The following is a 26,386-nucleotide window of genomic DNA, read 5'->3' on the forward strand; positions in this document are numbered from 1 at the left end:
CCACGCGTTGCGGGGCGACTCCCTCGCGTGCCTTCTCCCTCGGCTGACGGCTCAACGCACCTGGGAGGCGTGACGATCGCACACGAGCCGGATGAGGTCGGCGGGAGCGGCTTTGGGCTGGAGCTGCCATGGGGCGAGGGATCGGGGCCCGTACGCTGGTCGCGAATCGGGCAGTCTCTAGGGCAGCAGCCTGTCCGGCCACACCTCGACGCATTCGCTGCCGAACTCAACAGCCGCCCACGCAAGACGCTCGGCTGGGAAACCCCAGCCGAGCGCCTGTCCAAACTGCTCGCCACCACACGTCGGTGATCACGTGTTGCAACGACTCCTGGAATTCGCCGGTCCCCCGGGTCCTTCCTTCACCTCATCGCTCCGACGGGCTCAGGCGAGGCTGACCGTGCGCGCCGAGACGGCGCCGATCTCGGTGGCGATGTCCGCGAGGACGTCTCCCGGGACCGGGGCGTCGACGGTGAGGACGGCGAGCGCCTCACCGTGCTCCTCGGCCCGCGCGACCTGCATGCCCGCGATGTTCAGGCCGCCCTCGCCGAGGACGCGGCCGACGGCGCCGACCACGCCGGGGCGGTCGGTGTAGCGCAGCACGACCATGTGGTCGGCGAGCGCCAGGTCCACGTCGTACTCGCCGACGCCCACGATCTTCTGAAGGTGCTTCGGGCCCGCGAGCGTGCCGGAGACCGAGACCTCCTGACCGTCCGACAGGGTGCCGCGGACGGTCACCACGTTGCGGTGGTCCGGGGACTCCGAGCTGGTGGTCAGACGGACCTCGACGCCGCGCTCCTGCGCGAACAGCGGGGCGTTGACGTAGGAGACCGTCTCGTCGACGACGTCCTCGAAGACGCCCTTGAGGGCGGAGAGTTCGAGCACCTTGACGTCGTGCTGGGTGATCTCGCCGCAGACCTCGACGTCGAGGCGGACCGCGACCTCGCCCGCGAGGGCGGTGAAGATGCGGCCGAGCTTTTCGGCGAGCGGCAGGCCGGGACGGACGTCCTCGGCGATGACACCGCCCTGGACGTTGACCGCGTCCGGCACGAGCTCACCGGCGAGCGCGAGGCGCACCGACTTGGCGACCGAGACACCGGCCTTCTCCTGGGCCTCGTCCGTGGACGCGCCGAGGTGCGGGGTGCAGACGACCTGGTCGAGCTCGAACAGCGGGGAGTCCGTGCAGGGCTCCTTCGCGTACACGTCGAGACCGGCGCCGGCGACGCGGCCCTCCTTGATGGCCGTGTACAGCGCGGCCTCGTCGACGATCCCGCCGCGGGCGGCGTTGACGATGCGGACCGACGGCTTCACCTTGTGCAGGGCCTCGTCCCCGATGAGACCGAGGGTCTCGGGGGTCTTGGGCAGGTGCACGGTGATGAAGTCGGCGATCTCCAGGAGCTCGTCCAGCGCCAGCATCTTGACGCCCATCTGGGCGGCGCGCGCGGGCTGTACGTAGGGGTCGTACGCGACGATCTTCATGCCGAAGGCCGACATGCGCTGGGCGACCAGCACGCCGATGCGGCCGAGGCCGACGACACCCAGGGTCTTCTCGCTGAGCTCGACACCGGTGTACTTGTTCCGCTTCCACTCGCCGTTCTTCAGGGCGGTGTTGGCCTGCGGAATGTTGCGGGCGGTGGCGACGAGCAGGCCGCACGCGAGCTCGGCCGCGGTCACGATGTTCGAGGTCGGCGCGTTGACGACCATCACGCCGGCCTTGGTGGCGGCGGAGACGTCCACGTTGTCCAGACCGACGCCCGCGCGCGCGACGACCCTCAACTTCTTGGCCGCGGCGATGGCCTCGGCGTCGACCTTGGTGGCGGAGCGGACGAGGATCGCGTCCACGTCGACGATCGCGGGCAGCAGCTCGGCGCGGTCCGCGCCGTTGCAGTGCCGGATCTCGAAGTCCGGGCCCAGCGCCTCGACGGTGGCGGGCGACAGCTCTTCGGCGATGAGTACGACAGGTTTCGAGCTCACGTGGGTCCTCACAAGTCCAGTGCGGACGGCCGTCCCGACGGCCGCAGGCGGTGGAGGGGGTAGCCGCGTGGAAGACGCACGACACTGTGGGCCTGACGCGTATGTGTTGAGCAGTGTAGTGGCGCTGACGGGCCGGATTTCCGCCTGTACGGAAGGATCACCCGTCCGTGGTTGGCCGGGGTGGACAAGCCGCGCCGTTGAGGGGCGGATTCCCGGCATCCCGGGTTCCCTGCGGCCCGTCCGTTCGGACGAGCCGGCTCCTGCGCCGAAGCACGGCGGGGCCGGGACCTCACGTGTCCCGGCCCCGCCGCCACGAGATCAGCTCTCGTCGCTGTCGACCCAGCTCATCAGCTTGCGCAGCTTCTTGCCGGTGGTCTCCAGCAGGTGCTCCTCGTCGGCCTTCTTGTACTCGTTGTACTTCGGCAGACCGGCCTTGTACTCGGCCATCCAGGTGTTGGCGAACTCGCCGCTCTGGATCTCCGCGAGGACCTTCTTCATCTCGGCCTTGGTGGCGTCGGTGATGACGCGCGGGCCGGTGATGTAGTCGCCCCACTCGGCGGTCTCGGAGACGGACCAGCGCATCTTCTCCAGGCCGCCCTCGTACATGAGGTCCACGATGAGCTTCAGCTCGTGCAGGCACTCGAAGTACGCGATCTCCGGCTGGTAGCCGGCCTCGGTCAGGGTCTCGAAACCGGCCTTGACCAGGGCGGAGGCGCCACCGCAGAGGACGGCCTGCTCACCGAACAGGTCGGTCTCGGTCTCCTCGGTGAAGGTGGTCTTGATGACGCCGGCGCGGGTGCCGCCGATGCCGGCCGCGTACGAGAGCGCCAGGTCGAAGGCCTTGCCGGTGGCGTCCTGCTCGACGGCGGCGATGCACGGAACGCCGCGGCCCTCCTCGTACTGGCGGCGGACCAGGTGGCCCGGGCCCTTCGGGGCGACCAGCGCGACGTCCACGTTGGTGGGCGGCTTGATGAAGCCGTAGCGGACGTTGAAGCCGTGGCCGAAGAAGAGCGCGTCGCCCTCCTTGAGGTGCTCCTTGATGGACTCCTCGTAGATCTCGGCCTGCAGCGGGTCCGGGGTGAGGATCATGATGACGTTCGCCCAGGCGGCGGCCTCGGCCACGGGGACGACCTTCAGACCCTGCTCCTCGGCCTTGGCCTTGGACTTCGAGCCCTCCTTCAGACCGACGACGACGTCGACGCCGGAGTCACGGAGCGACAGCGCGTGGGCGTGGCCCTGGCTGCCGTAACCGATGACCGCGACCTTGCGGCCCTGGATGATGGACAGGTCGGCGTCGTTCTCGTAGAACAGCTCGGCCACTGGGATATCTCCTTGGTGCGCTGGTGTTGCTCCCACCGTACGGCGGGGAACGGATCTGAGTTTCTCGGTCTCGCTATGCGAGCAGAGCGTGTCTGACCCGGCTCACGTGTCCGCGGTGCCGGGCCGGGCGGGTCAGGCGCTGCGGTCGAGCGCGCGCAGACTGCGGTCCGTGATGGACCGGCCGCCACGCCCTATGGCGATCGTGCCGGACTGGACGAGCTCCTTGATGCCGAACGGCTCCAGCATCTTGAGCATCGCGCCGAGCTTGTCGGAGCCGCCGGTGGCCTCGATGGTGACGGCCTCCGGGGAGACGTCGACCGTCTTGGCGCGGAAGAGCTGGACGATCTCGACGATCTGCGAACGGGTCTCGTTGTCGGCGCGGACCTTCACCAGGACGAGCTCGCGCTCGATGGCGTTGTGGGACTCCAGCTCGACGATCTTGAGCACGTTGACCAGCTTGTTCAGCTGCTTGGTCACCTGCTCCAGCGGGAGGTCCTCGACGTTGACGACGATGGTGATGCGGGAGATGTCGGGGTGCTCGGTGACACCGACCGCCAGGGAGTCGATGTTGAACCCGCGGCGGGAGAACAGCGCGGCGATCCGGGCGAGGATGCCGGGCGTGTTCTCGACCAGGACGGAGAGCGTGTGCTTGGACATGTGGGGCGTTCTCTCTCTCGGCTCTCTCGGCTCAGTCGTCTTCGTTGTCGCCGAAGTCGGGACGGACGCCCCGGGCTGCCATGACCTCGTCGTTGGAGGTGCCGGCGGCGACCATCGGCCACACCATGGCGTCCTCGTGGACGATGAAGTCGATCACGACGGTACGGTCGTTGATCGCGTTGGCCTCGGCGATGACCTTGTCCAGGTCGGCCGGGTCCTCGCAGCGCAGCGCCACGCAGCCCATGGCCTCCGCCAGCTTGACGAAGTCCGGGACGCGCGTGCCCTTGCGGGGCGCGATGGACTCGCCGAGCTGGGAGCCGACCGTGTCGTGCCCCGTCTCGTCGGCGTGCAGGACGGTGTTGGAGTACCGCTGGTTGTAGAACAGGGTCTGCCACTGGCGGACCATGCCCAGCGCACCGTTGTTGATGATCGCGACCTTGATCGGGATGTTGTTCAGGGCGCAGGTGACCAGTTCCTGATTGGTCATCTGGAAGCAGCCGTCACCGTCGATCGCCCAGACCGTGCGCTCGGGCATGCCGACCTTGGCGCCCATCGCGGCCGGGACCGCGTAGCCCATGGTTCCGGCGCCGCCGGAGTTCAGCCAGGTACGGGGCTCCTCGTACTTGACGAAGTGCGAGGCCCACATCTGGTGCTGGCCGACGCCGGCCGCGAAGACCGTGCCCTTGGGCGCGAGCGCGCCGATCCGCTCGATGACCTGCTGCGGGGAGAGGCTGCCGTCGGCGGGCAGGTCGTAGCCCAGCGGGTACGTTTCGCGCCAGCGGTTGAGGTCGTTCCACCAGGCGGTGTAGTCGCCGGGGTTGCCCTCGGTGTGCTCGGCTTGGACGGCCTGGATCAGATCGGCGATGACCTCGCGGGCGTCGCCGACGATCGGGACGTCGACGGCGCGGTTCTTGCCGATCTCGGCGGGGTCGATGTCCGCGTGGATGATCTTGGCGAAGGGGGCGAAGCTGTCCAGCTTGCCGGTGACGCGGTCGTCGAAGCGGGTGCCGAGGGCGATCAGCAGGTCCGACTTCTGCAGCGAGGTGACACCGGTGACGCTGCCGTGCATGCCGGGCATGCCGACGTGCAGCGGGTGGCTGTCGGGGAAGGAGCCCAGCGCCATCAGGGTGGTGCAGACGGGGACGCCGGTCAGCTCGGCGAGGACCTTCAGCTCGGCGGTCGCGCCGGACTTCATGACGCCGCCGCCGACGTACAGGACCGGCCGCTTGGCCTGGCAGATGAGCTTGGCTGCCTCGCGGATCTGCTTGGCGTGCGGCTTGGTGACCGGCCGGTAACCGGGGAGGTCCTGGGAGGGCGGCCACGAGAAGGTGGTCTTCGCCTGCAGGGCGTCCTTGGCGATGTCGACGAGGACGGGCCCGGGACGACCGGTGGCCGCGATGTGGAACGCCTCGGCAATCGTCTTCGGGATGTCCTCGGCCCGGGTGACCAGGAAGTTGTGCTTGGTGATCGGCATGGTGATGCCGACGATGTCCGCCTCCTGGAAGGCGTCGGTGCCGATCGCCTTGGAGGAGACCTGACCGGTGATCGCGACGAGCGGGACGGAGTCCATGTGCGCGTCGGCGATCGGGGTGACGAGGTTCGTGGCGCCCGGTCCGGACGTGGCCATACAGACGCCGACCTTGCCGGTGGCCTGCGCGTAGCCGGTGGCGGCGTGGCCGGCCCCCTGCTCGTGACGGACCAGGATGTGACGGACCTTCTTGGAGTCCATCATCGGGTCGTACGCGGGGAGGATGGCGCCGCCCGGAATGCCGAAGACGGTGTCGCACCCCACCTCTTCGAGAGAGCGGATGAGGGACTGCGCACCCGTGACGTGCTCAACTGCGGCGGACTGCTGTCCGCCGGAACGGGGCCGCGGCTGCGGATGGTGGGCCCCGGTGGCCTGCTCGGTCATCGGCATTCTCTTCTCGAAGCTGAGGGTTTTACGCGGATTCGACTCTGTGCCAGTGCAACAAAAAACCCCTCGTGCCAGGAGGCAAGCGAGGGGAGCGCGTCGGGGGTGTTGAGCGGGGACAAGCAGGTCCCAGCTTCAGCCGACGCGCTTTCCAAGTACGAGAATTCGGGTGCGCATGGCATTGACCCTCCCTCTGGCGGGAGGGTGATGTCAAGTAGGTGGGACGGGCGTCTCATTATGTGAGCCTCTAAGGATGGCCATCGAGCCCCCGGAGGAGCCGCCGGCCAGTGCTGGTTGGGCCGCTCCGCCCGGTACTGGGAACGTACCGCGCACCAGCGCACGGCGCAGCCTGTACTCGTCGAGCGGGCCGGAAAAAGCCATTCCTTGGCCGTGCGTACACCCCATCGCGCGCAGCGCCAGGACCTGCTCGGGCAGATCCACTCCGTCCGCGACGGACCGCATTCCGAGGTCGTTTGCGATCCGCAAGAGACCTGCAGTGATCTTATGCAGGCGGGCGGACTCGACCACTCCCTCCACCAGGCCCCGGTCCAGCTTGAGCATGTCCACGGGGAGCCGGCGCAGGGCGCTGATGGCCGCGTAGCCGCTGCCGAAGCCGTCCAGGGCGATGCCCACCCCGAGCCGGTGCAGGGCGGCCAGGCGGCGTTCCAGGTCGTCGAAGGGCACTCTGGGATCGGATACGGCGAGCTCCAGCACCAGGGCCCCGGAGGGCAGCCCGTGCCGGGTCAGCAGGGCCTCCACGGAGCCGAGCGGCATGGACCGGTCCAGGAGGCGCTGGGCGGTCATCCGCACGGCCACGGGCACGTCGTGCCCGGCCCGGTGCCGGTCGGCGGCCTGCTCCACGGCCTCCTCCAACAGCCATCGCCCCAGCTCGGCGGTGCGCGAGGCGTCGTGGCCGGCGGCGCCGGAGCCGCCACGCCCACCGGTACCGCCCTCGCTGTACTCGGCGACCCGGAGGAACTCCGCCGGGGTGAAGAGAATCCCCTGGGCCGAGCGCCAGCGGGCCTGCGCTGCGACGGCCGACACCTCCCCGGTGGCCAGCGAGACCACGGGCTGGTGCAGCAGGGCGAACTCGCCCTCGTGCAGTGCCGTCCGCAGCCGGCCGGCCAGCTCGGCCTTGCGCACGACTTCGGCCTGCATCTGGGGGGCGTACATCTCGACGCGGTCCTTGCCGCCGGCCTTGGCCCGGTACATCGCGAGATCCGCGTTGCGCATCAGGTCCGAAGGGGTGATGCCGGGGTCGGCGAAGGCGGCTCCGATGCTCGCCGCGACCCGGACCTCGCTGGCGCCGATCCGGTACGGCTGGGAAAGGGTGGTGCGCAGCCGATCGGCGATCTCGCGTACCTGGTACTCACGGGCGCTGGGGTCGCGGTTTCCGTCGCCCAGGATCAGTGCGGCGAACTCGTCGCCGCCGAGGCGGGCCGCGGTGTCCCCGGCCCGGACCGAGTCCTGGAGCCTGCGCGCGGCTTCGACGAGCAGTTCGTCTCCGGCCTGGTGGCCGATGGTGTCGTTGACCGCCTTGAAGCCATCGAGGTCGATGAAGAGCACGGCGGTGCTGTGGTCGCCGGCGCGCCGGCCGGTCAGGGCCTGGCGCACGCGCCGGGTGAACAGGGCCCGGTTGGGCAGGTCGGTCAGCGGATCGTGTTCGGCGCTGTGCTGGAGCTGGGCCTGGAGCCGGACCCGCTCGGTGACGTCCCGACTGTTGAGGATGAGCCCGCCCTGGTGGCGGTTGACGGTGGACTCCACGTTGAGCCACTCGCCGCCGCCCGATTTGAAGCGGCATTCGATGCGGGTGGTGGGCTCCTCGGTCGGCGGTGCGGCGAGGAAGCGGCGCACCTCGTGGACCACCCGGCCGAGGTCGTCGGGGTGGATCAGGGAGGCGAGCTCGGTGCCGACCAGCTCTTCCGCCTCGCGGCCGTAGACCCCGGCGGCCGCGGGGCTGACGTAGCGCAGGGTTCCGGTGGGCGCGGCGATCATGATGACGTCGCTGGAACCCTGGACCAGGGAACGGAAGTGGTTCTCCTTCTGGGCCAGTTCCTGGGTCAGCGCGATGTTGTCGAGGAGCATGATGCCCTGCCGGATGACGAGGGCGAGCACGACCGTGCAGCCGGTGAAGACGACCATCCGGTCCACCTTCCTGCCGTCCACGACGTTGTACAGGATGCCGAGGGTGCACACGGCGGCCGCGAGGTACGGGGTGAGGGCGGGCAGCGAGCCGGTGATCGGGCGGCTGTGCGCCCGGTCCACGCGCGGGCGGCCGGCCGGCTCCGGGCCGGGATGGAGGCGTCGGGCGCCCCAGGGTGCGTACGCGAGGAGCAGCGAGCCTGCGAACCAACCTGCGTCGAGCAGCTGTCCGGACTGGTACTCGGCGCTCAGGAGGGGCGAAGTGAACAGGGCGTCGCTGAGCACGGTCAGGGCCAGCGCCGCGATGGCGGTGTTGACGGCGGAGCGGTTGGTCTCGCTCCGCCGGAAGTGCAGGACCAGGACCATCGAGACGAGCGCGATGTCCAGGAGCGGGTAGGCGAGGGAGAGCGCGGCGCGCGGGACGCTGCCGGGGGCGCCGGACTGGGCGGTCCGTGCCGCGTGGGCCAGGGCCAGGCTCCAGGAGAGCGTGAGCAGGGAGCCGCCGATGAGCCACGAGTCGAGCCCGAGGCACACCCAGCCGGCGCGGGTGACCGGCCGTTTGGCGAGGACGAGCAGGCCCACGATGGCGGGCGGGGCGAAGCAGAGGAAGGCGAAGTCGGCGAGCGAGGGTTTCGGCACTTCCTCGCCCAGGATCACCTCGTACCAGCCCCAGACCGCGTTGCCGCCGGCGCCCATCAGGGAGGAGAAGGCGAAGAGCAGCCAGGCGGGGCGTTCGCGGCTGTCGATCGCCCTCGCGTAGGAGTAGCAGGAGACCGCGGCGAATAAGCCGGCCGCGCTGAGCCCGAAGTCGCCCATGATCTCGGCGACTTCCTCCGAGCCCCAGTTGAGGGCGGCGCCGACGGCGTACCCGCCGCTGACCACCGCGAGGAGCAGCTGCATCGCCAGGCCCTTGCCTCCGCCCGAGACGGAGGGCCGGTTCAGGAGCGCCGCCCCCGGGGTACTCACCGGTCCCCCTCGCCGGCTGGGTCCGGTGCAGCCCAGTCTCGGCAGCGTCGCCTCCGGCGGCCGTGCCGCATCGGATCCTTTGTCCATTGGCCGTACATCGCCCGTCGCCCCCCAAAGTGTCCGATCACTCCCCAGCGCCAGACGTTCGCGGCGCAGCCCCTTCTTCCGGACGATACACCACTTTCGTCACTCAGGGACATAGTCTCTCTACTCTCCGTTACCAATCGGGGAGTTGAGTCCACCCAGTGCATTCGAACGACTGCGGAGCGTGCGCACCGGGCGTCACTCGGTGATCAACACCGTGTGTTCCACCGGCTCACCGGCGGCGAACCGAGTGAGCTGGCGGGCCAGCAGGCGTTTGGCCCTCGGTTCGAACGCCGAGCTGCTGCCACCGACATGAGGGGTGATCAGGACGTTCGGAGCGTGCCAGAGCGGGTGGCCCGCGGGCAGCGGCTCCGGGTCGGTGACGTCGAGTGCCGCGCGCAGCCGGCCCGACTCCACCTCCGCCAGCAGGGACTTGGTGTCGACGACCGGACCGCGCGCCACGTTCACGAGCAGGGCGCCGTCCTTCATCCGGCGGAGGAAGTCGGCGCCGACCAGGCCCCGGGTGGCGTCGGTCAGCGGTGTCACGAGGACCACCACGTCGGCCCGGGGCAGAAGCCCGGGCAGGTCGGCGAGGGTGTGCACCGGCCCGCGTCCGGTGGTCCTGGCCGTACGCGCCACGCGCGCGACCGGGCCGCATTCGAAGGCCACGAGCCGGTCCTCGATCGCGGAGCCGATCGATCCGTAGCCGATGATCAGAACCGACTTATCGGCGAGGGCGTCGTAGAAACCGGAACGCCATTCCTCGCGGTCCTGGCCGCGGACCATGCCGGGGATGCCGCGCAGGGAGGCGAGGGTCAGCGCGAGGGCGAGTTCGGCGGTGCTGGCCGTGTGGACCCCGACGGCGTTGCACAGACGTACGCCGGGGCGCAGGTCGCCGAGGCGACCCAGCACGTCGTCGATGCCGGCGGTCAGGGTCTGGACGACCTGGACCGCGTGCATCGACGCCAGCGGGCGCACGGTGACCTCGGGGGACTTCATGTAGGGCGGCACGTAGAAGACGCAGTCGGCCGGATCGGCCGGGAAGGCGTCCTCGCCGTCCCAGAGGCGGTACCGGAAGGAGTCGGGGAGGCCCTCGATCTCCTCGGCGGGGAACGGAAGCCAGACATCCGGGGTCATTGCAGTCATGATCACGAGGCTATGCCAAGGCATCCGGATCAAGCCGTTAGTTTGATGGCCGGAGCCGGAGGGGGATGCAGGGGTGGAGCGCAGGTCGATCGGGGCGGGGGCGCTGACGGTGGGCGCCATCGGCCTCGGTTGTATGCCGATGAGCTGGGCGTACGCGCCTTCACGGCGGCGGGGGCAGGAGTCGCTGGCCGCCGTGCACACGGCGCTGGACCTGGGGTCGAACCTGCTGGACACGGCCGACGTGTACGGGCCGTTCACCAATGAGCTGCTGCTCGGGCGGGTGCTGCGGGATCGGCGGTCCGAGGCGTTCGTCTCGGCCAAGGTGGGACTGCGGGCGGGTGACCAGCACGTGGTCGCCGACGGGCGGCCCGGCTACCTGAGGCGGGCCTGCGACGCCTCGCTGCGGCGGCTGCGGACCGATGTCATAGACCTCTACCAGCTGCACCGGGTGGATCCGGACGTGCCCGTGGAGGAGACCTGGGGGGCCATGGCCGAGCTGGTGGGCGCGGGCAAGGTGCGGGCGCTCGGGTACTGCGCGCTGGGCGCCGGGGCCGGGCCCGGGGCCGGGCGGAGCCGGGACCGGGAGTACCGGACGACCCTGCGGCACTTGGAGCGGCTCCAGCAGGTGTTCCCGGTGAGCGCGGTGCAGGCGGAGCTGTCGGTGTGGTCGCCGCAGGCGGCGTGGCAGCTGCTGCCGTGGTGCGCGGCGCGCGGGGTGGGGTTCCTGGCGGCGATGCCGCTGGGCAGCGGGTTCCTCACGGGGACCCTCACGCCGGGTGAGGGGTTCGAGCCGCAGGACGTGCGGGCCCGGCATCCGCGGTTCACGGCGGCGGCGATGGCGTCGAACCAGGTGCTGCTGGCGGGGCTGCGGCAGGTGGCCCGTCGGCACGGCCCCGAGGTGACGGTCGCGCAGGTGGCCCTGGCCTGGGTACTGGCGCAGGGGCCGCAGGTGGTGCCGGTGCCGGGGGCCGACCGGGCGCCGTGGGCGGCGGAGAACGCGCGGGCGGCGGAGGTCCGGCTCTCGGCCGGGGACCTGGCCGAGATCGCGGCCCTTCCGGTCGAAGTGGGAGCCTGGGACTGATCCGGCACCGGCGGGGGCCGGGGTCGATCCGGGGACGGCCGGACAACCACTCGATCGAGTGTACGAGTGGTGGAACTTCGCGAACTGCCGGAGCTGTTGAGAGGGATGAAGGGCACGATCGGAGGACCGGAAGGGAGCAGGGCGATGCGATACGGAAGTTCTCCCGGGCGGGCGGGACCCGAGGGCGCGGGCGGGCGGAGCCGGAGTGTGGTGGCGGCGCTCGCGCTGGCCGGTTGCGGCGCCCTGCTGGCGGCGGGGTGCTCGCCGGAGGGTGTACCGGGCACGGGGCCGGCCGGCTCATCATCGAGCACGGCCGCGGCGGGCTCCGGGTCGCCGGGGCCGTCGGGGAGCCCGTCCTCGTCGCCGGAGGCCGCCGCCCCACCGGCGAAGGGGACCGTGACGGTGACCGGCGAGGTGGCCAAGGGGCTGGAGTCGCCGTGGGGCGTGGCCCCGCTGCCGGGCGGGGACCTCTTGGTGGCCTCGCGGGACAAGGGCACGATCAGCAGGGTCGCGACGGGTTCGGGCACAATGACCCAGATCGGCAAGGTGCCGGGGGTGGCTCCGGGCGGGGAGGGCGGGCTGATGGGCCTCGCCCTGTCGCCCACCTTCGCTTCGGACCGGCTGGTGTACGTGTACTTCACGACCGAGTCCGACAACCGCATCGCCCGGCTGCGGTACGACGAACAGAGACCTCCCGGACAGCAACTGGGAGCGCCCGACACGGTGTTCCGGGGCATTCCCAAGGGCCTCATCCACAACGGCGGCCGGATCGCCTTCGGCCCGGACAAGATGCTCTATGCGGGAACGGGTGAGACCGGTGACACCGGGCTCGCGCAGGACAAGAAGTCGCTGGGCGGCAAGATCTTGCGGATGACTCCGGACGGGGATCCGGTGCACGGCAATCCGGAGGCGGATTCCGTCGTCTACTCCTACGGCCACCGCAATGTGCAGGGCCTCGCCTGGGACAAGGACAAACGGCTGTGGGCGGCCGAGTTCGGCCAGAACACCTGGGACGAGCTCAATCTGATCGAGCCCGGCGCCAACTACGGGTGGCCCGAGGCCGAGGGAAAGGCGGGGAAGCCCGGCTTCCGGGATCCGGTGGCCGTGTGGAAGACCGATGAGGCCTCGCCGAGCGGGATCGCGTGGGCGCAGGGTTCGGTGTGGATGGCCGGGCTGAAGGGCAAGCGGCTGTGGCGGATCCCGCTGGCCGGGACGGAGCTGGTGGCGGAGCCGGAGCCCTTCTTGGAGGGCGAGTACGGACGGCTGCGGACGGTGGTGCCCCTCGGCGGGGACCGGATGCTGCTGGTCACGAGCGAGACGGACGGACGCGGGTCGCCGGAAGCGGGCGACGACAGGATCTTGACCCTGACGGTGCGGTGACCGGCGGCTTCCCGGCGGGGGACGAAGGGTGTGGTGGGCACGGTGTTCAACATGATCGAGGAGCTGTTCAACCCGGGACGCAAACACACGGACGAGGAGAAGAAGCGGCTGGAGCTGTCCCGGACCGACGTCAATGACAACGATCCGGGACGGGGTCCGATAGACCTCGACTCCGGCAAGGTACTCATACGCCTGGACGAGCAGCCTCCGGACGGGGACTGACCGGGGACGGTGCGGCGAAGAGACGCAGCCGGTGGGCGAGGGCGGCCGCCTCGCCACGGCCGGCGACGCCCAACTTCGCCAGGATGTTCGAGACGTGCACGCTCGCCGTCTTCGGTGAGATGAAGAGCTCCTCGGCGATCTTCCGGTTGGTGCTGCCGGCCGCCACCAGGCGCAGTACGTCCCGCTCGCGACTGGTCAGCCCGAGCGCCTCGACCGGATCGGTCTCCGGGACCGGCGCAGTGGCGGCGCTGTCGGCGTCGGTCAGCGGGAGGCGGGCGCGCTGGGCCAGCAGGGCCAGGTCTTCGCGCAGGGTGCGTGAGCCGATCCGCTCGGCGGTGGCGTAGGCCTCGCGGAGCAGGGCGCCCGCGGGCTCCCGGTCACCGGCGGCCAGCAGGGACTCCGCGAGCCGGTGGCAGGCCCTGGCCAGCAGGTACGGGCGCTCCAGCGGGCGGACGGCCTTCTCGACGGCGGTCCAGTCGGCGAGGGTGTCCCGAGCCTCGGCCCGGAGCAGCTCGGCCCGGACGTACTCGGCGTGGGCGGTCCACACCGGGACTGGGGTGGCCAGGGGGCGGGCGGCGGTGCGCAGCACGTCCAGGGCCGCGTCCCGGCCGGCCTCGGCGGCCGGAAGCCCCCGGGCGTCCGCTTCCGCGGTGGCGGCGGCAAGGAGCAGCGGCCAGGCGTAGCGGTGCTGCCCGAGCGGGAATCCGTAGGCGACGGCAGCGGCCGTCTCGGCTCGGACGTCGGCGATGCGGCCCTCTGCCGCGGCCACGCCGATCGCGAGGCGGTAGAGCGGGATCCGGTGCTGGGGCTGGGTCTCGTGGGTGCCGTAGTAGGTGTGGGCCGCGGCGAGCTGGTGGTTCGCCTCGACCGACTCTCCTCGAGCCAGGGCCAGGTAGGCGAGGCGTGCCGAGGCGCAGCCGCGCGGGGCGGCGCTCTGGCCGACCAGCAGGGTACGCCGGGCCGCTTCGGCGGCCTCGTCCCAGCGGCCGAGGCTGTAGAGGCTCTCGGCCATGTTCCCGCAGACCCAGGCCTCGCTGTCCAGGAGCCGGGATCTGCGGACCAGTTCGGCCCCTTGTTCGGCGAGTTCCACGGCTTCGTGGGACCGTCCCAGACTTTCCAGCTGAGAGGTGAGATTGATATGCGCACGCCCTGCCAGCATCGTGAGTCCGAGCTGCGTGGTCCGTTCCACGACCGCGCGCATCTCCGCGAGGCCCCCCTCTTCGTCGCCGGAGTCGGTGAGCAGGGCTCCGACCGTGATCCGGGCGTTGAGTTCGGTCTCCTCGGCGTCGACCATGCGTGCGTACTCGACCGCGCGTTCTGCGGCGGCGAGGTTGTCGGGTCCCGGCTTGTGGAGCATGCCCCAGCTCGCGGCCCGGACGAGGACCTCGGCGTGCACCTGGGACGGGGGCAGCCCCCGGACGAGGTCCTGCGCCCTGGCTATCTCCTCCCAGCCGTCGCCGCGCCCGAGGCCGGCGATCAGCCGGGAGCGCTCGGTCCAGAACCAGGCGGCCCGCAGCGGGTCGGGGTCGCCCTCCAGCAGGCGCAGCGCCGTCTTCGTGATCTTCAGGGCGCGGTCGCGCTCGCCGCCGTAGCGGGCCGCCACGGTGGCTTCGGCGAGCAGGTCGAGCCGCTGGAGCGCGGTGGTGGCCGGGTCGCAGCCGCACGGAGGGTAGACCTCTGTGTAGTCCGCCGGGCGAAGCGCCTCGATGACGTCTTCCGGGGCGCTGTCCCACAGGTCCATGGCCCGCTCCAGCAGGCGCAGTTGCTCCGAGTAGGCGTGTCGGCGGCGGGCCGCCACGGAGGCGGCGAGTACGGCGGGCAGTGCCTTGGCGGGATCGTTCGCGTGGTACCAGTAGCTGGCCAGCCGGATGACCCGCTCTTCGGCCCGGACCAGCGACCCGTCGGCCTCCATGGCCTCGGCGTAGCGGCGGTTGACGCGGGCCCGCTCCCCGGGCAGGAGGTCGTCGCTGACGGCCTCGCGGACCAAGGAGTGCCGGAAGCGGTAGCCGTCGCCGTCGGGGGTGGCGAGCAGGATGTTGGCGCCGACGGCGGCGCGCAGCGCCTCGATCAGTTCGTCCTCGGTGAGCCCGGCGACGGCGCGCAGCAGCGGGTACTCCACGGTGGAGCCGCCCTCGGCGACGATGCGCACCAGCCCTTGGGTCTCGTCGGGGAGCACCTCGACGCGGACGAGGAGCAGGTCGCGCAGGGATTCGGTGAGTCCGGTGCGGCAGCCGCTTTCCCTGGAGGCGACGAGTTCCTCGACGAAGAAGGCGTTGCCGTCCGACCGGTCGAAGACGGAGTCCACGAAGTCCTCGTCGGGCTGAGCGGCGAGGATGCCGGCCAGTTGGCGGCGTACCTCGGCCCGGTTGAAGCGGGACAGCTCGATGCGCCGGACGGTGCGGAGCCGGTCGAGTTCGGCGAGGAGCGGGCGCAGCGGGTGACGCCGGTGCACGTCGTCCGCACGGTAGGTGGCGACGATGACGAGCCGGCCGCTGGTGAGGGTGCGGAAGAGGTAGGAGAGCAGGTGTCGGGTGGAGGTGTCCGCCCAGTGCAGGTCCTCCAGGACGAGGACGACGGTGCGGTCGGCGGCGAGGCGCTCCAGCATCCGGGCCGTCAGTTCGAAGAGCCGGGCGGTGCTCTCCTCGTCGTGCGGGCCTCGTGGGGTGTCGCCGAGTTCGGGGAGGATGCGGGCGAGCTCGTCCTCCTGGCCGGCGGCAGCGGCGGCCAGTTCTCCGGGCAGCAGCCGGTGCAGGATGCGCAGGGCCGTCGAGAACGGGGCGAAGGGAAGGCCCTCCGCCCCGATCTCCACACAGCCTCCGACGGCAACGACCGCGCCGCGGCAGTCCGCCGCGCAGAGGAACTCCTCGGTGAGGCGGGTCTTGCCGACTCCGGCCTCTCCCCCGATGAGCATCGCCTGCGGTTCCTGCCCGGCGGCCCGGGTCAATGCGTCGGTGAGTACGGCCAGTTCATCGGCTCGGCCGACGAACACCGGGCTGACAGATCTGGTCTCCACGCCGCCGAGCATCGCACAGACGTCCTGCTCGGCGGCACTCACCGCCGGTGCGCTTCTCATCACGTGTCAGTTCGCGCGGTGTGCGGCGCGGAGCGGGGTGAACCGGCTGCGGAACGTTCTCACCCGCCGTCCGTGTTCCTGGCTCGGCAAGGAGGCGCGGTGGGCCCGCCGCGCCGCCCGGGCCGTGCGGTACTCGGCCGCCTCACGGATGAGGTCGGTGCTGCGGGCGGCGGTGGCGATCTCGTACTCGAACATCTCTGCTCCCTGGTCGCGTTGCTCGGGCACCTCGTTCGGTGTGATCCAAGATTCGCGCCCCAGGGGGTACCGGCACATCGGTCGCATGCCGCATCTACCGGGGACAGGGGCCTTAGTCCGGGGCCTGGGAGCCCCATGCCGGTCCTGCGGACCTAAGGCAGTGCCTAGGCGCCGGCTCCGGCCGCCTTGGGAATGGCGAGGAGGAGGTCGAAGTACATGAGGACAAAGAGCAGGACGCCGAGGGCGCCCAGTCCGATGCCCGCCCAGGAGACGGACCGCACCCAGGTGGGGAGGGTGCGCTCGGGGCTGCTGAAGGCGGGGAGGGCCAGCACGAAGGTGGCGATGATCAGGGCGAGGGCGGAGAAGATGCCGTTGACCATCGCGGTGGCGTGCCACGGGTCGACGAACTGGGCGGCGATCTGCGCGTTGGCGTCGGCGGCCTGGCTCAGCTCCAGCCGGGCGGCGACGCTCGCACGCTCGGACACGATGCCCGCGACCCAGCTACCGCTGAGGGCGACGACGCCGAGACCCGCGGCGACGATCGCGAAGGCGGCGGATCCGACCTGGCTCGGCTCCCGGTCCTCGGCCTGGTCGTCGGCGAACGCCTCGTCGTCCAGGTCCGTGTCGGTGACCTCGTCGGTGACCTCGTCGGTGACCGCGGAGTCGGCTCCGGCCTCGGCCGGCTGGGGGGTCTCGGCCTTCTTGAGGTCGGCCGGGGTGGTGTCCGCCTCGGCGGCGTTCGGGGCGGGGGTCTTCGTGGTGTCCATGCGGGGCACCGTAGGTGCCCTGTCTGAGAGTCTTCTGAGAATCCGCTGGTTCCGGCCGTGGTGGGCCCCGCGGTCGACGGAGCCCGCAGCAGGGCCGGCCCGGACGGGGCCCCGGGCAGGCTCAGGTGGACCGGGTCGCGGCCCACTCGTGGGAGAGAATCGACCAGACCTCGGTGTCCTGGCGGACTCCGCGGTGGAGGTAGTTCTCCCGCATGACGCCCTCGCGGGTCATGCCGAGGCGCGCGGCCACGGCGAGGCTCTTCTTGTTGCCGGAGGCCGCGTGCCACTCGACGCGGTGCATGCCGCGCTCGCCGAAGGCGTAGTCGATCAGCACCTGGCAGGCCTTGGTGACCAGGCCCCGGCCGGCCGCGTCGGGCTCCAGCCAGCAGCCGATCTCGCAGTTGCCGTAGTGCGCCTCGAACGTCCGGAAGAGGACCCCGCCCACCAGGGTGCCGTCAAGCCGGATACCGAAGAACCGGGCGCCGTCCTCCCCCGCCGTCACCGCGTACTGGGCGAGCAGGGCCCGGGCGGAGTCGAGGTCGGTGGTCCGGTCCGGGAAGCCGACGTACTGCCCGATGAACTCGCGTCCCCGCTCGATGTGCGCGAAGAACTCCTGGGCGTGCCGGGCCTCCAGCGGGAACATCCGGGCGTCGTCAGCCAGGTCTATCGAAAACATGCTCGGTCTTCCTTGGGTCTCGGGCGGCGGGTGGCCGGGTCACCGGGAGGTGGTGGCGGGCTCCGCGTTGTCCTCGCTCGTGGCGAGGTCCTCGGCGGGCCGCTGCTTCGGAAGTCTCGCATGCGGGCGGTGTTCGGGGGGCTCGATGCTGATCCGGGGCAGGCGCCGGTCGAGCCAGGCGGGCAGCCACCAGTTGGCCCCGCCGAGCAGGTGCATCAGGGCCGGGACGAGGAGGGTGCGCAGCACGAAGGCGTCGAGGGCCACGGCCGCGGCGAGCGCGATGCCGAACATCGCGATGATCCGGTCGCCGCTGAGCACGAAGGCCAGGAATACGGAGATCATGATGACGGCCGCCGAATTGATGACCCGGCTGGTCTCGGCGAGGCCCACGCGCACGGCCCGCTGGTTGTCACCGGTCTCCAGCCACTCCTCGTACATCCGGCTGACGAGGAAGACCTGATAGTCCATCGACAGTCCGAAGAGGACGGACACCATGATCACGGGCAGGAAGGGTTCGATGGGGCCCGCGCTGCCCAGGCCCAGCAGTTCGCTGCCCCAGCCCCATTGGAAGATCGCGACCACGACGCCGAAGGAAGAGGCGACGGCGGCGACGTTCATGGCCGCCGCCTTGAGCGGTATGCCGATGGACCGGAAGGCCAGCAGCAGGAGCACGCAACCGAGGGCGATGACCACGCCGACGAAGAGCGGCAGCTTCCCGATGATGACCTCGGCGAAGTCGTCGTAGGAGGCCGTCACACCGCCGACGTGGACCTCCATGGAGTTGCCGTGTCCGGCGGCCGGGATGACGTCCTGGCGGAGCCTGTCGACGAGGTCGCTCGTGGCCCTGGACTGCGGGGCGGAGTCCGGAACGACGGTCAGTACGGCGGTGTCGCCGCTGCGATTGAGGACGGCGGGGCCGGTGGAGGCGACGCCCTCGGTCGTGCGCAGTGCCTGCGCCAGCTGGTCCACGGCGAGCCGGTCCCCGGCGCCGTCCAACCGGGCGACGACGGTGAGCGGGCCGTTGGTTCCGGGGCCGAAGCCCTCCACCAGCAGGTCGTAGGCCTGCCGGGTGGTGGAGGTGGCCGGGTTGTTGCCCTGGTCGGACGTGCCCAGGTGGAGGGAGAGGGTGGGCAGGGCGAGCACCAGCATCACCGCGGTGGCGACGGCACCCAGCAGCTTGGGGTGTCGCTCGACGAAGACGGACCAGCGGGCGGCGAAGCCGGAGGTCTGCTCGGGGCGCGGCCCCTCGGCGGCGAGCTTGCGGCGCTCGCGGCGCGAGAGGGCGCGCACGCCTATGTACGAGAGGAGGGCGGGCAGCAGGGTGACCGAGGCGGCGACCGTGAGGACCACCGTCACGGAGGCCGCTATCGCGACGCCGTTCAGGAAGTTCAGCCGCAGCACCAACATGCCGAGCAGTGCGATGCAGACGGTGGCACCGGCGAAGACGACGGCCCGGCCGGTGGTGGCGACGGCGTTCGCGGCCGCCTCCTCGACCGTGCTGCCCCGCGCCAGCCCCTTGCGGTGCCGGGTGACGATGAACAGCGCGTAGTCGATGCCCACGCCGAGGCCGATGAGGGTGCCGAGCATCGGGGCGAAGTCGGCGACCGGCATCGCGTGGCCGAGCAGGGTGATGCCGAAATAGGCGGTGCCCACGCTGACCAGGGCGGTCGCAATGGGCAGCAGGCTCGCGGCGAGCGAGCCGAAGGCGAGGAAGAGGACCAGGGCCGCGACGGCCACACCGATGACCTCGGCGAGGTGCGCGGTGGGGGCCTCGGTGAGCTGGATGGCGCGACCGCCCAGTTCGACCTGGAGACCGCCGGCCTCCGTGGTGGGGTTCTTCGCCGCGTCGACGACCGCCCTGGCCTGGGCCTTGGGTACGGAGTCGGCCTGCTGGTCGAAGGTCACCACCGCGTAGGCGGTGCGCCCGTCGGGGCTGATCCGGGCGGCGCTCTCGGGGGCGGGGCCGTAAGGTCCGGCGACCGATCCGACGCCGGGGAGCCCGGCGACGGCCTCCAGTGCCGCGGTCATGCGCTGCTCGATGTCCGGGGTGCGCACGTTCTGCCGGTCCGGGGCCCGCCACACGATGGTGTCGGTGTCGCCGCCCTGGCCGTGGAAGGCCTCGCGCAGGAGGGCGTTCGCCCTGCCGGACTCGGTGCCGGGGACCTCGTAGTCGTTGGAGAACGCCGACCCGGTGGTCACTGCGGCCGCCGCGGTCCCGCCGAACGCGAGCAACCAGATCAGGACGGCGAGGAGGCGGTGGCGCATGCACCAGCGTGCGATTACGGCCAACGGAGGTGCTCCCTGGTGGTTCGGATCTTTACCGGGAGGCAGCCCGACGCAAAGAACGCATGAACGCGTGGAGGCCCGGCCGAGGGGACCGGGGGATTACCCCGGGAAGGCTCGGCGCAGCGGGTCTACACCCGCCACGATCTCAGCGTTCAGTGATCGTTGGCCCCTTTCGTGTGCATCGTCACAGTGCGGTCGTCACAGGCCGGTCGTCACAGTGCGGGGGACCCGGCCTCCAGCTGGGTTGCGGGCTCGTCCACCCGGTAGCCCGGGATCGAGGGCCACCGGACGGTGAGGACGACGGCGTCCTCCTCCGCATACCAGGAGTGGTCGACGCCGCGCCCCCAGAGCACGTAGTCCCCCTGCTCGGCGAGGACGACGGTGCGCCCGGGGAACTCCAGCCGGAAGCGTCCGCTGATCAGCACCAACAGCGCGGTGCGCTTCTCTGCGGTCGCCCACCGCTCCCGCTCGTCCCCCTTCGGATGGACACCCCACTTGATCTCCACGTCCTCGCTGTGGCGGGGATCGGAGGGGTCCTTGAAGTGGCCGAGGAGCCAGCCGCGGTCGGCGGCGGCGTCGGGGGTGGCCTTACCGGTGTAGATGGTGGAGTCGTGGTTCACGAGGTGAGGTTAATGCAGTTGTGGCGCCCGCCCGACACTGGTGAGCTGGGGCGATGACGATCGATCTTGATGAACTGATGAAGGTGCGCGCCCGCTTCGATGCCGAAGTGCGCGAAGGCGCGCAGGCGGACGCCCCGCCGGCGAAGGTGGAGCGGGTGGGTGCTGTCGTACGGCACGTCGCGCCCGCGCTCGGGTGGAACGGGGTGCTCTGGTCGGACCTCGACGAGGGGACGGCGGACGCGGAGATCGCGGCGCAGGTGGCGTTCTTCGCGGGGCGCGACTGTCCGGAGTTCGAGTGGAAGCTGTACGACTACGACCGGCCCGCCGACCTCGGGGACCGGCTGCGGGCGGCGGGCCTCGTGCCGGAGCCGCCCGAGACCCTGATGGTGGGCCTGGTGTCCGAGCTCGCGAAGCTGCCGGTGGAGCCGCCGGAGGGAATCACCCTGCGGGTGGTGACGGACGAGGAGGGCGTCGACCTGATGATGCAGGTCCACGCCGGGGCCTTCGGGACGGACCGGCCGCGGATCCGGGAACAGCTGCTCAGCACGTTGCGGGAGCAGCCGGAGACGATCGCCGCGGTGCTCGCGATGGCGGGCGAGACCCCGGTGAGCGCGGCCCGGATGGAGATGCGGCCGGGGCTGGCCTTCGCGGGCCTCTGGGGCGGCGGCACGATCCCCGGGTGGCGCGGCCGGGGCATCTACCGCCTGCTGGTCGCCCACCGCGCCCGCCTGGCGGCGGAGCTCGGCATCACCTACCTACAGGTCGACGCCTCGGACGACAGCCGCCCGATCCTGGAGCGGCTCGGCTTCGGGGTCCTGGGCGTGACGGTGCCGTACCTGTGGACCGACGCCGCCGCCTCCTAGCGCGGGGCGAGATCTGCCCGGGGATCTGCCCTATGCCGACGCTGGGGCAGCGGGCAAGATCACTGTCATGGAACGCATCAGCCCGCCCCTGACCGGGGACGAACGCGAGACCCTCCGGACCTTCCTCGACTACCACCGGGCCACCCTCGCCTGGAAGTGCGAGGGCCTCGGCGACGAGCAGCTGCGCCGTGCCTCGATGCCCCCGTCCACGCTGTCCCTGCTGGGGCTGGTCCGGCACATGGCCGAGGTCGAAAGGCACTGGTTCCGCCGCGTCCTCGACGGCCAGGACCTCCCGCACCTGTGGTCGGACACCCACGACTTCCAGGCCGCCTACGACGCCTCGGGATCCAGCCGCGCGGAGGCGTTCGCCGCCTGGCAGGAGGAGATCGCGCACGCCCGCCGGATCGAGGCCGCGGCCGAGTCACTGGACGTGACGGCGTACGTGCCGAGCTGGGCGGAGGAGGCCTCGCTGCGTCTGGTGATGCTCCACCTCATCCACGAGTACGCCCGCCACAACGGTCACGCCGACTTCCTCCGTGAGGGGATCGACGGCACCACCGGCGCCTGACCGGGGAAAGCCTCCTGCGGGTGCGTGCGGCAGGAGGCTGCTCTAGCGTCCGACGGAGGAGGGGATTCCCTGCCGAGCCGGTCCGGACCGGGGACCCGGGCCCTGTGGCCGGAACCCGGCCGCATGAGCTCGGCGATGTTCCTGCGCGGATCCGGCACCTCTGCGGAGCCGGGCCGCGCGACGATCCCGGAGAGCAGGTGCGTCCCATGCGCACGTCGACCCGTATCGCAGGTGTTCTCAGTGGCCTGACCCTCGTACTCGGTGGCGCGGCCTTCGCGGCCCCCGCCGCCCACGCGGACGTCTCGGCCTGCATCAACCAGGTCGAGCGGGAGCTACAGGGCGGCGAGGCCCCGCAGTCCGTCCGGTCGGCGTGTTCCGCCGGGTACTCCGGCGAGCAGGAGCAGTGCGTGAGCGGGCTGACCAAGGGCGGTGTGACCAACGGGACCGCGGTGAGCGCCTGCAAGGCGTCCGCCGAGTAGCCGGCCCGACCGCCTCCGCGACCCGTCCGCACCGCCTGGTGCCGGACGGGCCGACGGGCCGACGAGCTGACAGGCCGACGGGCCGACATGGCCGACGGGCCGCCTCAGGCCTCCGGCCGCCAGTAGCCCAGCGCGTTCACCCGGTGCTTGGGCAGCGCGAGTTCCTTGCGCAGGTACGCCGTCAGGGCGCGCGTCGTCACCGTGTCGCAGGCCAGCCAGACGTACGCCGCCTCCGCGTCCCCGACCAGCTCGGGAAGGTCGGCGCGCACCCGGTCGACCAGGTCCGTACCGCCTCGCCGCACCCGGCGGATGTCGTGCCGGCCGGGCTCCACCCGCATCGGCAGCCGCTCGTCCGAGTCGTGCTGCGTCTCGAACCAGATGGTCGCCGGGGTCTTCGGGTACGTGTCCAGCAGCGAGTTGATCGCCGGGAGGGACGCGGAGTCCCCGATGACGAGCAGCCGCTCCGGGGCCGGCGCCGGGGCCGTGAATCCGGTGCCCTGGACGGTGGCCTCGACCGTGTCGCCCGCCTTCGCGCCGCGCGCCCAAGCACTGGCGACCCCGTCGTGCAGGGCGAACTCGAAGCTGAAAGTGCCCGCTTGCGGATCCGGGTCCACCAGCGTGTACGCCCGCTGGTGCGGCTTGCCGGCGCCCTGGAACCAGACGCGTACCCACATCGTCGGGTGCAGCGATCCACCGGCGGCCGCGAGCAGCCCGCCGTCCGTGAAGCTCACGCGGCGGTAGTTCTCCGTGAGGTCTTCCGCTCCCGTGACCGTGAACGTGAAGTCCTTGCCCCGCATGAGTTTGAGGACCACGCCCTCCCAGCCCTTGCCGACGGCCATGTCCAACCCCTCCCCTAACACCCCTATAGTTAGGTCAGCCTAACCTAAACGTGCGACGGGGAAGAGTGTGAGCAGCGTGAGCAGTGCCAGCAGCGGGAGCGGCGACGCCCGGTCGTACGGAGCGAACCGGGGCGAGCCCTCCGTGGAAGCAGCCGCGGAAGCAGCCGCGGAAGCAGCCGCGGACACGCCCGTAGCCACGCCCGTGGACACCCCTGCGGAGACCCCGGAATCCTACGGCGTCCACCGCGACCGGTGGGGCATCCCCCACCTCCGCGCATCCGACGAACTCCAGCTCGTCCATGCCCAGGGCCGCGTCACCGCCTTCGACCGCGCCTGGCAACTGGAGGTCGAACGGCACCGCTCCGAGGGCTCCAGCGCCTCCTTCCTCGGCGCGGACGCCGTCACCTGGGACCGCTTCGCCCGCCAGTCCCGGCTGGCCGACACGGCCCGCCGCTGCTACGAGGCCATGGAGGCCGACGACCCCGCCACCGCCGCCTGGGTGCGCGCGTACGTGGACGGCGTCAACGACGGGCTCGCCACCGGCGCCGCCCGTGACGAACGCTTCGCGCGCACGGGCCTGACCCCCACCCCCTGGGAGCCGTGGGTCCCGCTGGCCATCTGGATCGCCACGCACATCCTGTTCGCCGGTTTCGCCACCAAACTGTGGCGCGAGCGCGTGGCCCGCGCCCTCGGCGACGAGGCCGTCACCCTCTTCGCCACCGACGGCCCCGGCACCGCCGGCAGCAACGGCTGGCTGGTGCCGGGCGACCGCACCACCACCGGCTCGGCGATCATCGCGGGCGACCCGCACCGCTTCATCGAGGACCCGGGCGTCTACCAGCAGATACGCCTCGCCTGCCCCGACTACGACGTGCTGGGCCTCGCCGTCCCCGGCGTCCCGGGCCTCGGCCACTTCGGGCACACCGGCACCGCCGCCTGGGCGATCACCAACGCGATGTCCGACTACCAGGACCTGTACGTCGAACAGTTGCGCCGCGATGACGACGGCGCCACCTGGGCCCTCGGCGCGGACGGCGTCTGGGAGCCCGTCTCCCGCCACACCGAGACCATCACCGTGGCCGACGGCGACGACGTCGAGGTGGAGGTCCTGGAGACCCCCCGCGGCCCCGTGATCATCCACGCGGACGGCGACCTCGGAGCCGACCCCGATGCCGGGGCGCACGCCGACGGCAGCGCCCAGACCCTCTCCCTGCGCTACCCGCCGCGGGTCCGCCTGGACCTCGGCTTCGCCGCCCTCCCCGCGCTCCTGCGCGCCCGTACCGTCGCCGACATCGACCGCGCCTTCGACGGCTGGGCGGAGCCGGTCAACGTCGTCCACGCCGCCGACTCCGCGGGCGGCCTGCTGCACCGGGTCGCGGGCGCCGTGCCGCTGCGCCACCGCACCAACCGGCTGCGCCCCGTGCCCGCCTGGGATCCGCAACACGCTTGGCAGGGCTGGGCCCCGACCCCGGAGGAGCCGGTGCAGGGCTTCGCCGTGATGGCGAACGCGCGCGGGATCGCCTCCCCGCTCGGCGTGGAGTTCGCGCCCCCGCACCGCGCCGACCGCATCCGCGAGCTGCTCAGCGGCTCCGCGGACTGGTCCCCGAAGGCGATGGCCGACGTACACCGGGACACGCACCTGGCCTCGGCCGCGCCGCTGCTCGCACTGCTGCCCGGCTTCGAGGACCTGACGCCGGCGGCGCAGGCCCTGCGGACCCGACTGCTGGCCTGGGACCGGCACATGGAGGCGGACAGCACCGACGCCACCGTCTTCTCGGCCTTCCGTAGCGCGACCGTACGCCGCTTCGCCGCCGACCCCGTCTTCGAAGGGCTGTGGGGGGCGCCCACCGGCCCGGCGGTCTTCCACCCGTGGCTGTACCTGGTCCCGCGGATCGGCTACGCCCTCGAGGGCCTGCTCACCACCTCCCTGGTACCCGGCCTCGACCGGGCGGCGCACGTCCGGGCCGCCCTGGAGGAGACGGCCGCGGCCGAGACCCCCGACACCCCCTGGTCGGAGGTCCACCGCCTCACCCCCTGGCAGGCCGTGCCCGACACGGAGCCCACGCAGTGGCCCGGCCTCGGCGGTGACCACGACTGCGTGAACGCCACCTCCACCGTCCCCGGCTTCACCGACCTCACCGCCCGCGCATCGGCGGCCCGTTACGTCTGGGACCTCGCCCGCCGCGAGGGCAGCCTCTGGGCGGTACCGCTGGGTGCGGACGGCGTCACCGGCGCACCCCACCACCGCGACCAGCTGCCCCTGTGGGCACGGTGCGAACTCGTCCCCGTCGTCACCGACTGGGCCCAGCTCACCAAGGAATCGATATGACCCCCGGCCCCTCCGCCGTCTCCGTCGGACAGCCCGTGTTCACCCAGGTCGTCGAGGGCTTCGGCACCGTCACCATCACCCCCGTCGACCCTGCGGCCGACTCCGCGCTGATCCACAGCTGGGTCACCCAGGAGCGGGCGCGCTTCTGGGGCATGGGCGAGGCCAGCCGCGAACTGGTCCAGGAGATCTACGAGGACGTCGACCGCCGTACGACCCACCACGCCTTCATGGTGAGCCGGGACGGCGAGCAGGTCGCGCTGTTCCAGACCTACGACTGCGCCGAGGACCGCGTCAGCGAGTGCTACGACGTCCAGCCCGGCGACGTCGGGATGCACCTGCTGATCGGCCCGACCACGGGGGCGGCCGAACACGGCTTCACCGGCTCCCTGATGACCGTCTTCATCGCGTTCGTGTTCTCCGACGCCGCCGCGCGGCGCATGGTCGTCGAACCGGACACCCGCAACGCCAAGGCCATCTCGCTCATGGAGCGCACCGGCTTCGTCATCGGACCGCAGGTCGTGCTCCCGGAGATCGACCTGCCCGAGGTCTACCTCCCGGCCAAGCCGGCCCAGTTGGCCTTCCTCACCGCTCCGGCGACCGCTCCGGCGACCGCGCCGGCGGCAGACTGACCGCAGCCACCCCTTCGATCGGGCGCCCGGCGAACGACAACCGCCCATGTGGAGGTTGCGCGAGTCGGGCGCCCGGCGGCACGTGCGGGCACCGGGCGTTCGCCACCGGTCACCGAGGGCCCGCCGACGGCGAGCCGGCCCGTGGAAGGGTGAACCCCCGACGGGGATTCCCGATTCCGAT

At 71.5% G+C, this 26,386-nt stretch carries 21 protein-coding genes; 8 read left to right on the forward strand and 13 right to left on the reverse strand.

Going from position 1 to position 26,386, the window contains the following annotated elements; translation table 11 throughout:
• Positions 1-381: 381 nt before the first annotated feature.
• The 6 genes from serA to OG207_RS13985 all read right to left on the reverse strand — a co-directional run bounded on the left by serA (position 382) and on the right by OG207_RS13985 (position 10,198).
• Positions 382-1,971 carry a phosphoglycerate dehydrogenase gene (gene serA / locus OG207_RS13960; RefSeq protein WP_329098886.1) on the reverse strand — a complete coding sequence of 530 codons (1,590 nt, stop codon included), beginning with the start codon at positions 1,969-1,971 and terminating at the stop codon, positions 382-384.
• Positions 1,972-2,289: 318 nt separating this feature from the next.
• Entirely contained in the window at positions 2,290-3,291 is a 1,002-nt protein-coding gene (gene ilvC / locus OG207_RS13965; RefSeq protein WP_329098887.1) for a ketol-acid reductoisomerase, read from the reverse strand.
• A 132-nt stretch (positions 3,292-3,423) separates the two neighbouring features.
• A complete protein-coding gene (gene ilvN, locus OG207_RS13970) occupies positions 3,424-3,948 on the reverse strand; it encodes an acetolactate synthase small subunit (protein ID WP_030010002.1) in 525 nt (174 codons plus the stop codon).
• A 31-nt stretch (positions 3,949-3,979) separates the two neighbouring features.
• Positions 3,980-5,866 carry an acetolactate synthase large subunit gene (locus OG207_RS13975; protein WP_329098888.1) on the reverse strand — a complete coding sequence of 629 codons (1,887 nt, stop codon included), beginning with the start codon at positions 5,864-5,866 and terminating at the stop codon, positions 3,980-3,982.
• A 204-nt stretch (positions 5,867-6,070) separates the two neighbouring features.
• Positions 6,071-8,968 carry a putative bifunctional diguanylate cyclase/phosphodiesterase gene (locus tag OG207_RS13980; protein WP_443072713.1) on the reverse strand — a complete coding sequence of 966 codons (2,898 nt, stop codon included), beginning with the start codon at positions 8,966-8,968 and terminating at the stop codon, positions 6,071-6,073.
• Positions 8,969-9,250: 282 nt separating this feature from the next.
• Positions 9,251-10,198 carry a 2-hydroxyacid dehydrogenase gene (locus OG207_RS13985; RefSeq protein ID WP_329098889.1) on the reverse strand — a complete coding sequence of 316 codons (948 nt, stop codon included), beginning with the start codon at positions 10,196-10,198 and terminating at the stop codon, positions 9,251-9,253.
• Between the two features lie 73 nt (positions 10,199-10,271).
• Here OG207_RS13985 and OG207_RS13990 point away from each other — a divergent pair, with 73 nt between their 5' ends.
• From OG207_RS13990 to OG207_RS14000, 3 genes are all read left to right on the forward strand, one after another.
• Positions 10,272-11,279, forward strand: a complete 1,008-nt coding sequence (locus OG207_RS13990) for an aldo/keto reductase (RefSeq protein WP_329098890.1) — start codon at positions 10,272-10,274, stop codon at positions 11,277-11,279.
• Positions 11,280-11,423: 144 nt separating this feature from the next.
• The gene (locus OG207_RS13995; RefSeq protein WP_329098891.1) at positions 11,424-12,659 is read left to right on the forward strand and encodes a PQQ-dependent sugar dehydrogenase; all 1,236 of its coding nucleotides are present in this window, start codon (positions 11,424-11,426) and stop codon (positions 12,657-12,659) included.
• 51 nt (positions 12,660-12,710) lie between these two features.
• Complete coding sequence (locus tag OG207_RS14000) at positions 12,711-12,881, forward strand: DUF6191 domain-containing protein (protein WP_202505376.1); 171 nt, start codon at positions 12,711-12,713, stop codon at positions 12,879-12,881.
• On the opposite strand, the gene OG207_RS14005 is transcribed toward OG207_RS14000, so the two are convergent.
• The 6 genes from OG207_RS14005 to OG207_RS14030 form a co-directional block, all read right to left on the reverse strand.
• Positions 12,844-15,906, reverse strand: coding sequence for a helix-turn-helix transcriptional regulator (locus tag OG207_RS14005; RefSeq protein WP_329107610.1), 3,063 nt, complete (start codon positions 15,904-15,906; stop codon positions 12,844-12,846). The genes OG207_RS14000 and OG207_RS14005 overlap by 38 nt on opposite strands.
• Before the next feature lie 54 nt (positions 15,907-15,960).
• Entirely contained in the window at positions 15,961-16,149 is a 189-nt protein-coding gene (locus OG207_RS14010) for a hypothetical protein (RefSeq protein ID WP_329098892.1), read from the reverse strand.
• Positions 16,150-16,313: 164 nt separating this feature from the next.
• Entirely contained in the window at positions 16,314-16,916 is a 603-nt protein-coding gene (locus tag OG207_RS14015) for a hypothetical protein (protein WP_329098893.1), read from the reverse strand.
• Between the two features lie 121 nt (positions 16,917-17,037).
• Positions 17,038-17,592, reverse strand: a complete 555-nt coding sequence (locus tag OG207_RS14020) for a GNAT family N-acetyltransferase (protein ID WP_329098894.1) — start codon at positions 17,590-17,592, stop codon at positions 17,038-17,040.
• A 39-nt stretch (positions 17,593-17,631) separates the two neighbouring features.
• On the reverse strand, positions 17,632-19,881 hold the full coding sequence (locus tag OG207_RS14025; RefSeq protein ID WP_329098895.1) for an MMPL family transporter: 2,250 nt from the start codon (positions 19,879-19,881) through the stop codon (positions 17,632-17,634).
• Between the two features lie 209 nt (positions 19,882-20,090).
• On the reverse strand, positions 20,091-20,498 hold the full coding sequence (locus OG207_RS14030; protein ID WP_329098896.1) for a signal peptidase I: 408 nt from the start codon (positions 20,496-20,498) through the stop codon (positions 20,091-20,093).
• A 53-nt stretch (positions 20,499-20,551) separates the two neighbouring features.
• On the opposite strand from OG207_RS14030, the gene OG207_RS14035 reads away from it, so the two are divergent.
• From OG207_RS14035 to OG207_RS14045, 3 genes are all read left to right on the forward strand, one after another.
• Positions 20,552-21,361 carry a GNAT family N-acetyltransferase gene (locus OG207_RS14035; protein WP_329098897.1) on the forward strand — a complete coding sequence of 270 codons (810 nt, stop codon included), beginning with the start codon at positions 20,552-20,554 and terminating at the stop codon, positions 21,359-21,361.
• 67 nt (positions 21,362-21,428) lie between these two features.
• Positions 21,429-21,929 (forward strand): DinB family protein, encoded by a 501-nt coding sequence (locus OG207_RS14040; RefSeq protein ID WP_329098898.1) that lies wholly within the window; start codon positions 21,429-21,431, stop codon positions 21,927-21,929.
• 206 nt (positions 21,930-22,135) lie between these two features.
• Positions 22,136-22,408 (forward strand): hypothetical protein, encoded by a 273-nt coding sequence (locus OG207_RS14045; RefSeq protein WP_329098899.1) that lies wholly within the window; start codon positions 22,136-22,138, stop codon positions 22,406-22,408.
• A 104-nt stretch (positions 22,409-22,512) separates the two neighbouring features.
• Here OG207_RS14045 and OG207_RS14050 read toward each other — a convergent pair whose 3' ends face one another.
• Positions 22,513-23,247, reverse strand: coding sequence for a siderophore-interacting protein (locus OG207_RS14050; protein WP_329098900.1), 735 nt, complete (start codon positions 23,245-23,247; stop codon positions 22,513-22,515).
• A gap of 202 nt (positions 23,248-23,449) precedes the next feature.
• Between OG207_RS14050 and OG207_RS14055 the strand changes: the two genes are divergently transcribed.
• Both OG207_RS14055 and OG207_RS14060 read left to right on the forward strand, forming a co-directional pair.
• Positions 23,450-25,576, forward strand: coding sequence for a penicillin acylase family protein (locus OG207_RS14055; RefSeq protein WP_329107612.1), 2,127 nt, complete (start codon positions 23,450-23,452; stop codon positions 25,574-25,576).
• Entirely contained in the window at positions 25,573-26,205 is a 633-nt protein-coding gene (locus OG207_RS14060; protein WP_329098901.1) for a GNAT family N-acetyltransferase, read from the forward strand. Before OG207_RS14055 ends, OG207_RS14060 begins: the two co-directional genes overlap by 4 nt.
• The last annotated feature ends 181 nt before the right edge of the window (positions 26,206-26,386 follow it).

It is taken from the genome of Streptomyces sp. NBC_01439 (genome assembly GCF_036227605.1).
GTDB lineage: Bacteria > Actinomycetota > Actinomycetes > Streptomycetales > Streptomycetaceae > Streptomyces.

Excerpts from the sequence above, each read along its gene's own strand:
- ilvN (WP_030010002.1), bottom strand. The coding sequence starts at position 3,948 with ATGTCCAAGCACACGCTCTCCGTCCTGGTCGAGAACACGCCCGGCATC.
- OG207_RS13975 (WP_329098888.1), bottom strand. The coding sequence starts at position 5,866 with ATGCCGATGACCGAGCAGGCCACCGGGGCCCACCATCCGCAGCCGCGG.
- OG207_RS13985 (WP_329098889.1), bottom strand. The coding sequence starts at position 10,198 with ATGACTGCAATGACCCCGGATGTCTGGCTTCCGTTCCCCGCCGAGGAG.
- OG207_RS13995 (WP_329098891.1), top strand. The coding sequence starts at position 11,424 with ATGCGATACGGAAGTTCTCCCGGGCGGGCGGGACCCGAGGGCGCGGGC.
- OG207_RS14000 (WP_202505376.1), top strand. The coding sequence starts at position 12,711 with ATGATCGAGGAGCTGTTCAACCCGGGACGCAAACACACGGACGAGGAG.
- OG207_RS14005 (WP_329107610.1), bottom strand. The coding sequence starts at position 15,906 with ATGCTCGGCGGCGTGGAGACCAGATCTGTCAGCCCGGTGTTCGTCGGC.
- OG207_RS14010 (WP_329098892.1), bottom strand. The coding sequence starts at position 16,149 with ATGTTCGAGTACGAGATCGCCACCGCCGCCCGCAGCACCGACCTCATC.
- OG207_RS14015 (WP_329098893.1), bottom strand. The coding sequence starts at position 16,916 with ATGGACACCACGAAGACCCCCGCCCCGAACGCCGCCGAGGCGGACACC.
- OG207_RS14020 (WP_329098894.1), bottom strand. The coding sequence starts at position 17,592 with ATGTTTTCGATAGACCTGGCTGACGACGCCCGGATGTTCCCGCTGGAG.
- OG207_RS14035 (WP_329098897.1), top strand. The coding sequence starts at position 20,552 with ATGACGATCGATCTTGATGAACTGATGAAGGTGCGCGCCCGCTTCGAT.
- OG207_RS14040 (WP_329098898.1), top strand. The coding sequence starts at position 21,429 with ATGGAACGCATCAGCCCGCCCCTGACCGGGGACGAACGCGAGACCCTC.
- OG207_RS14045 (WP_329098899.1), top strand. The coding sequence starts at position 22,136 with ATGCGCACGTCGACCCGTATCGCAGGTGTTCTCAGTGGCCTGACCCTC.
- OG207_RS14050 (WP_329098900.1), bottom strand. The coding sequence starts at position 23,247 with ATGGCCGTCGGCAAGGGCTGGGAGGGCGTGGTCCTCAAACTCATGCGG.
- OG207_RS14060 (WP_329098901.1), top strand. The coding sequence starts at position 25,573 with ATGACCCCCGGCCCCTCCGCCGTCTCCGTCGGACAGCCCGTGTTCACC.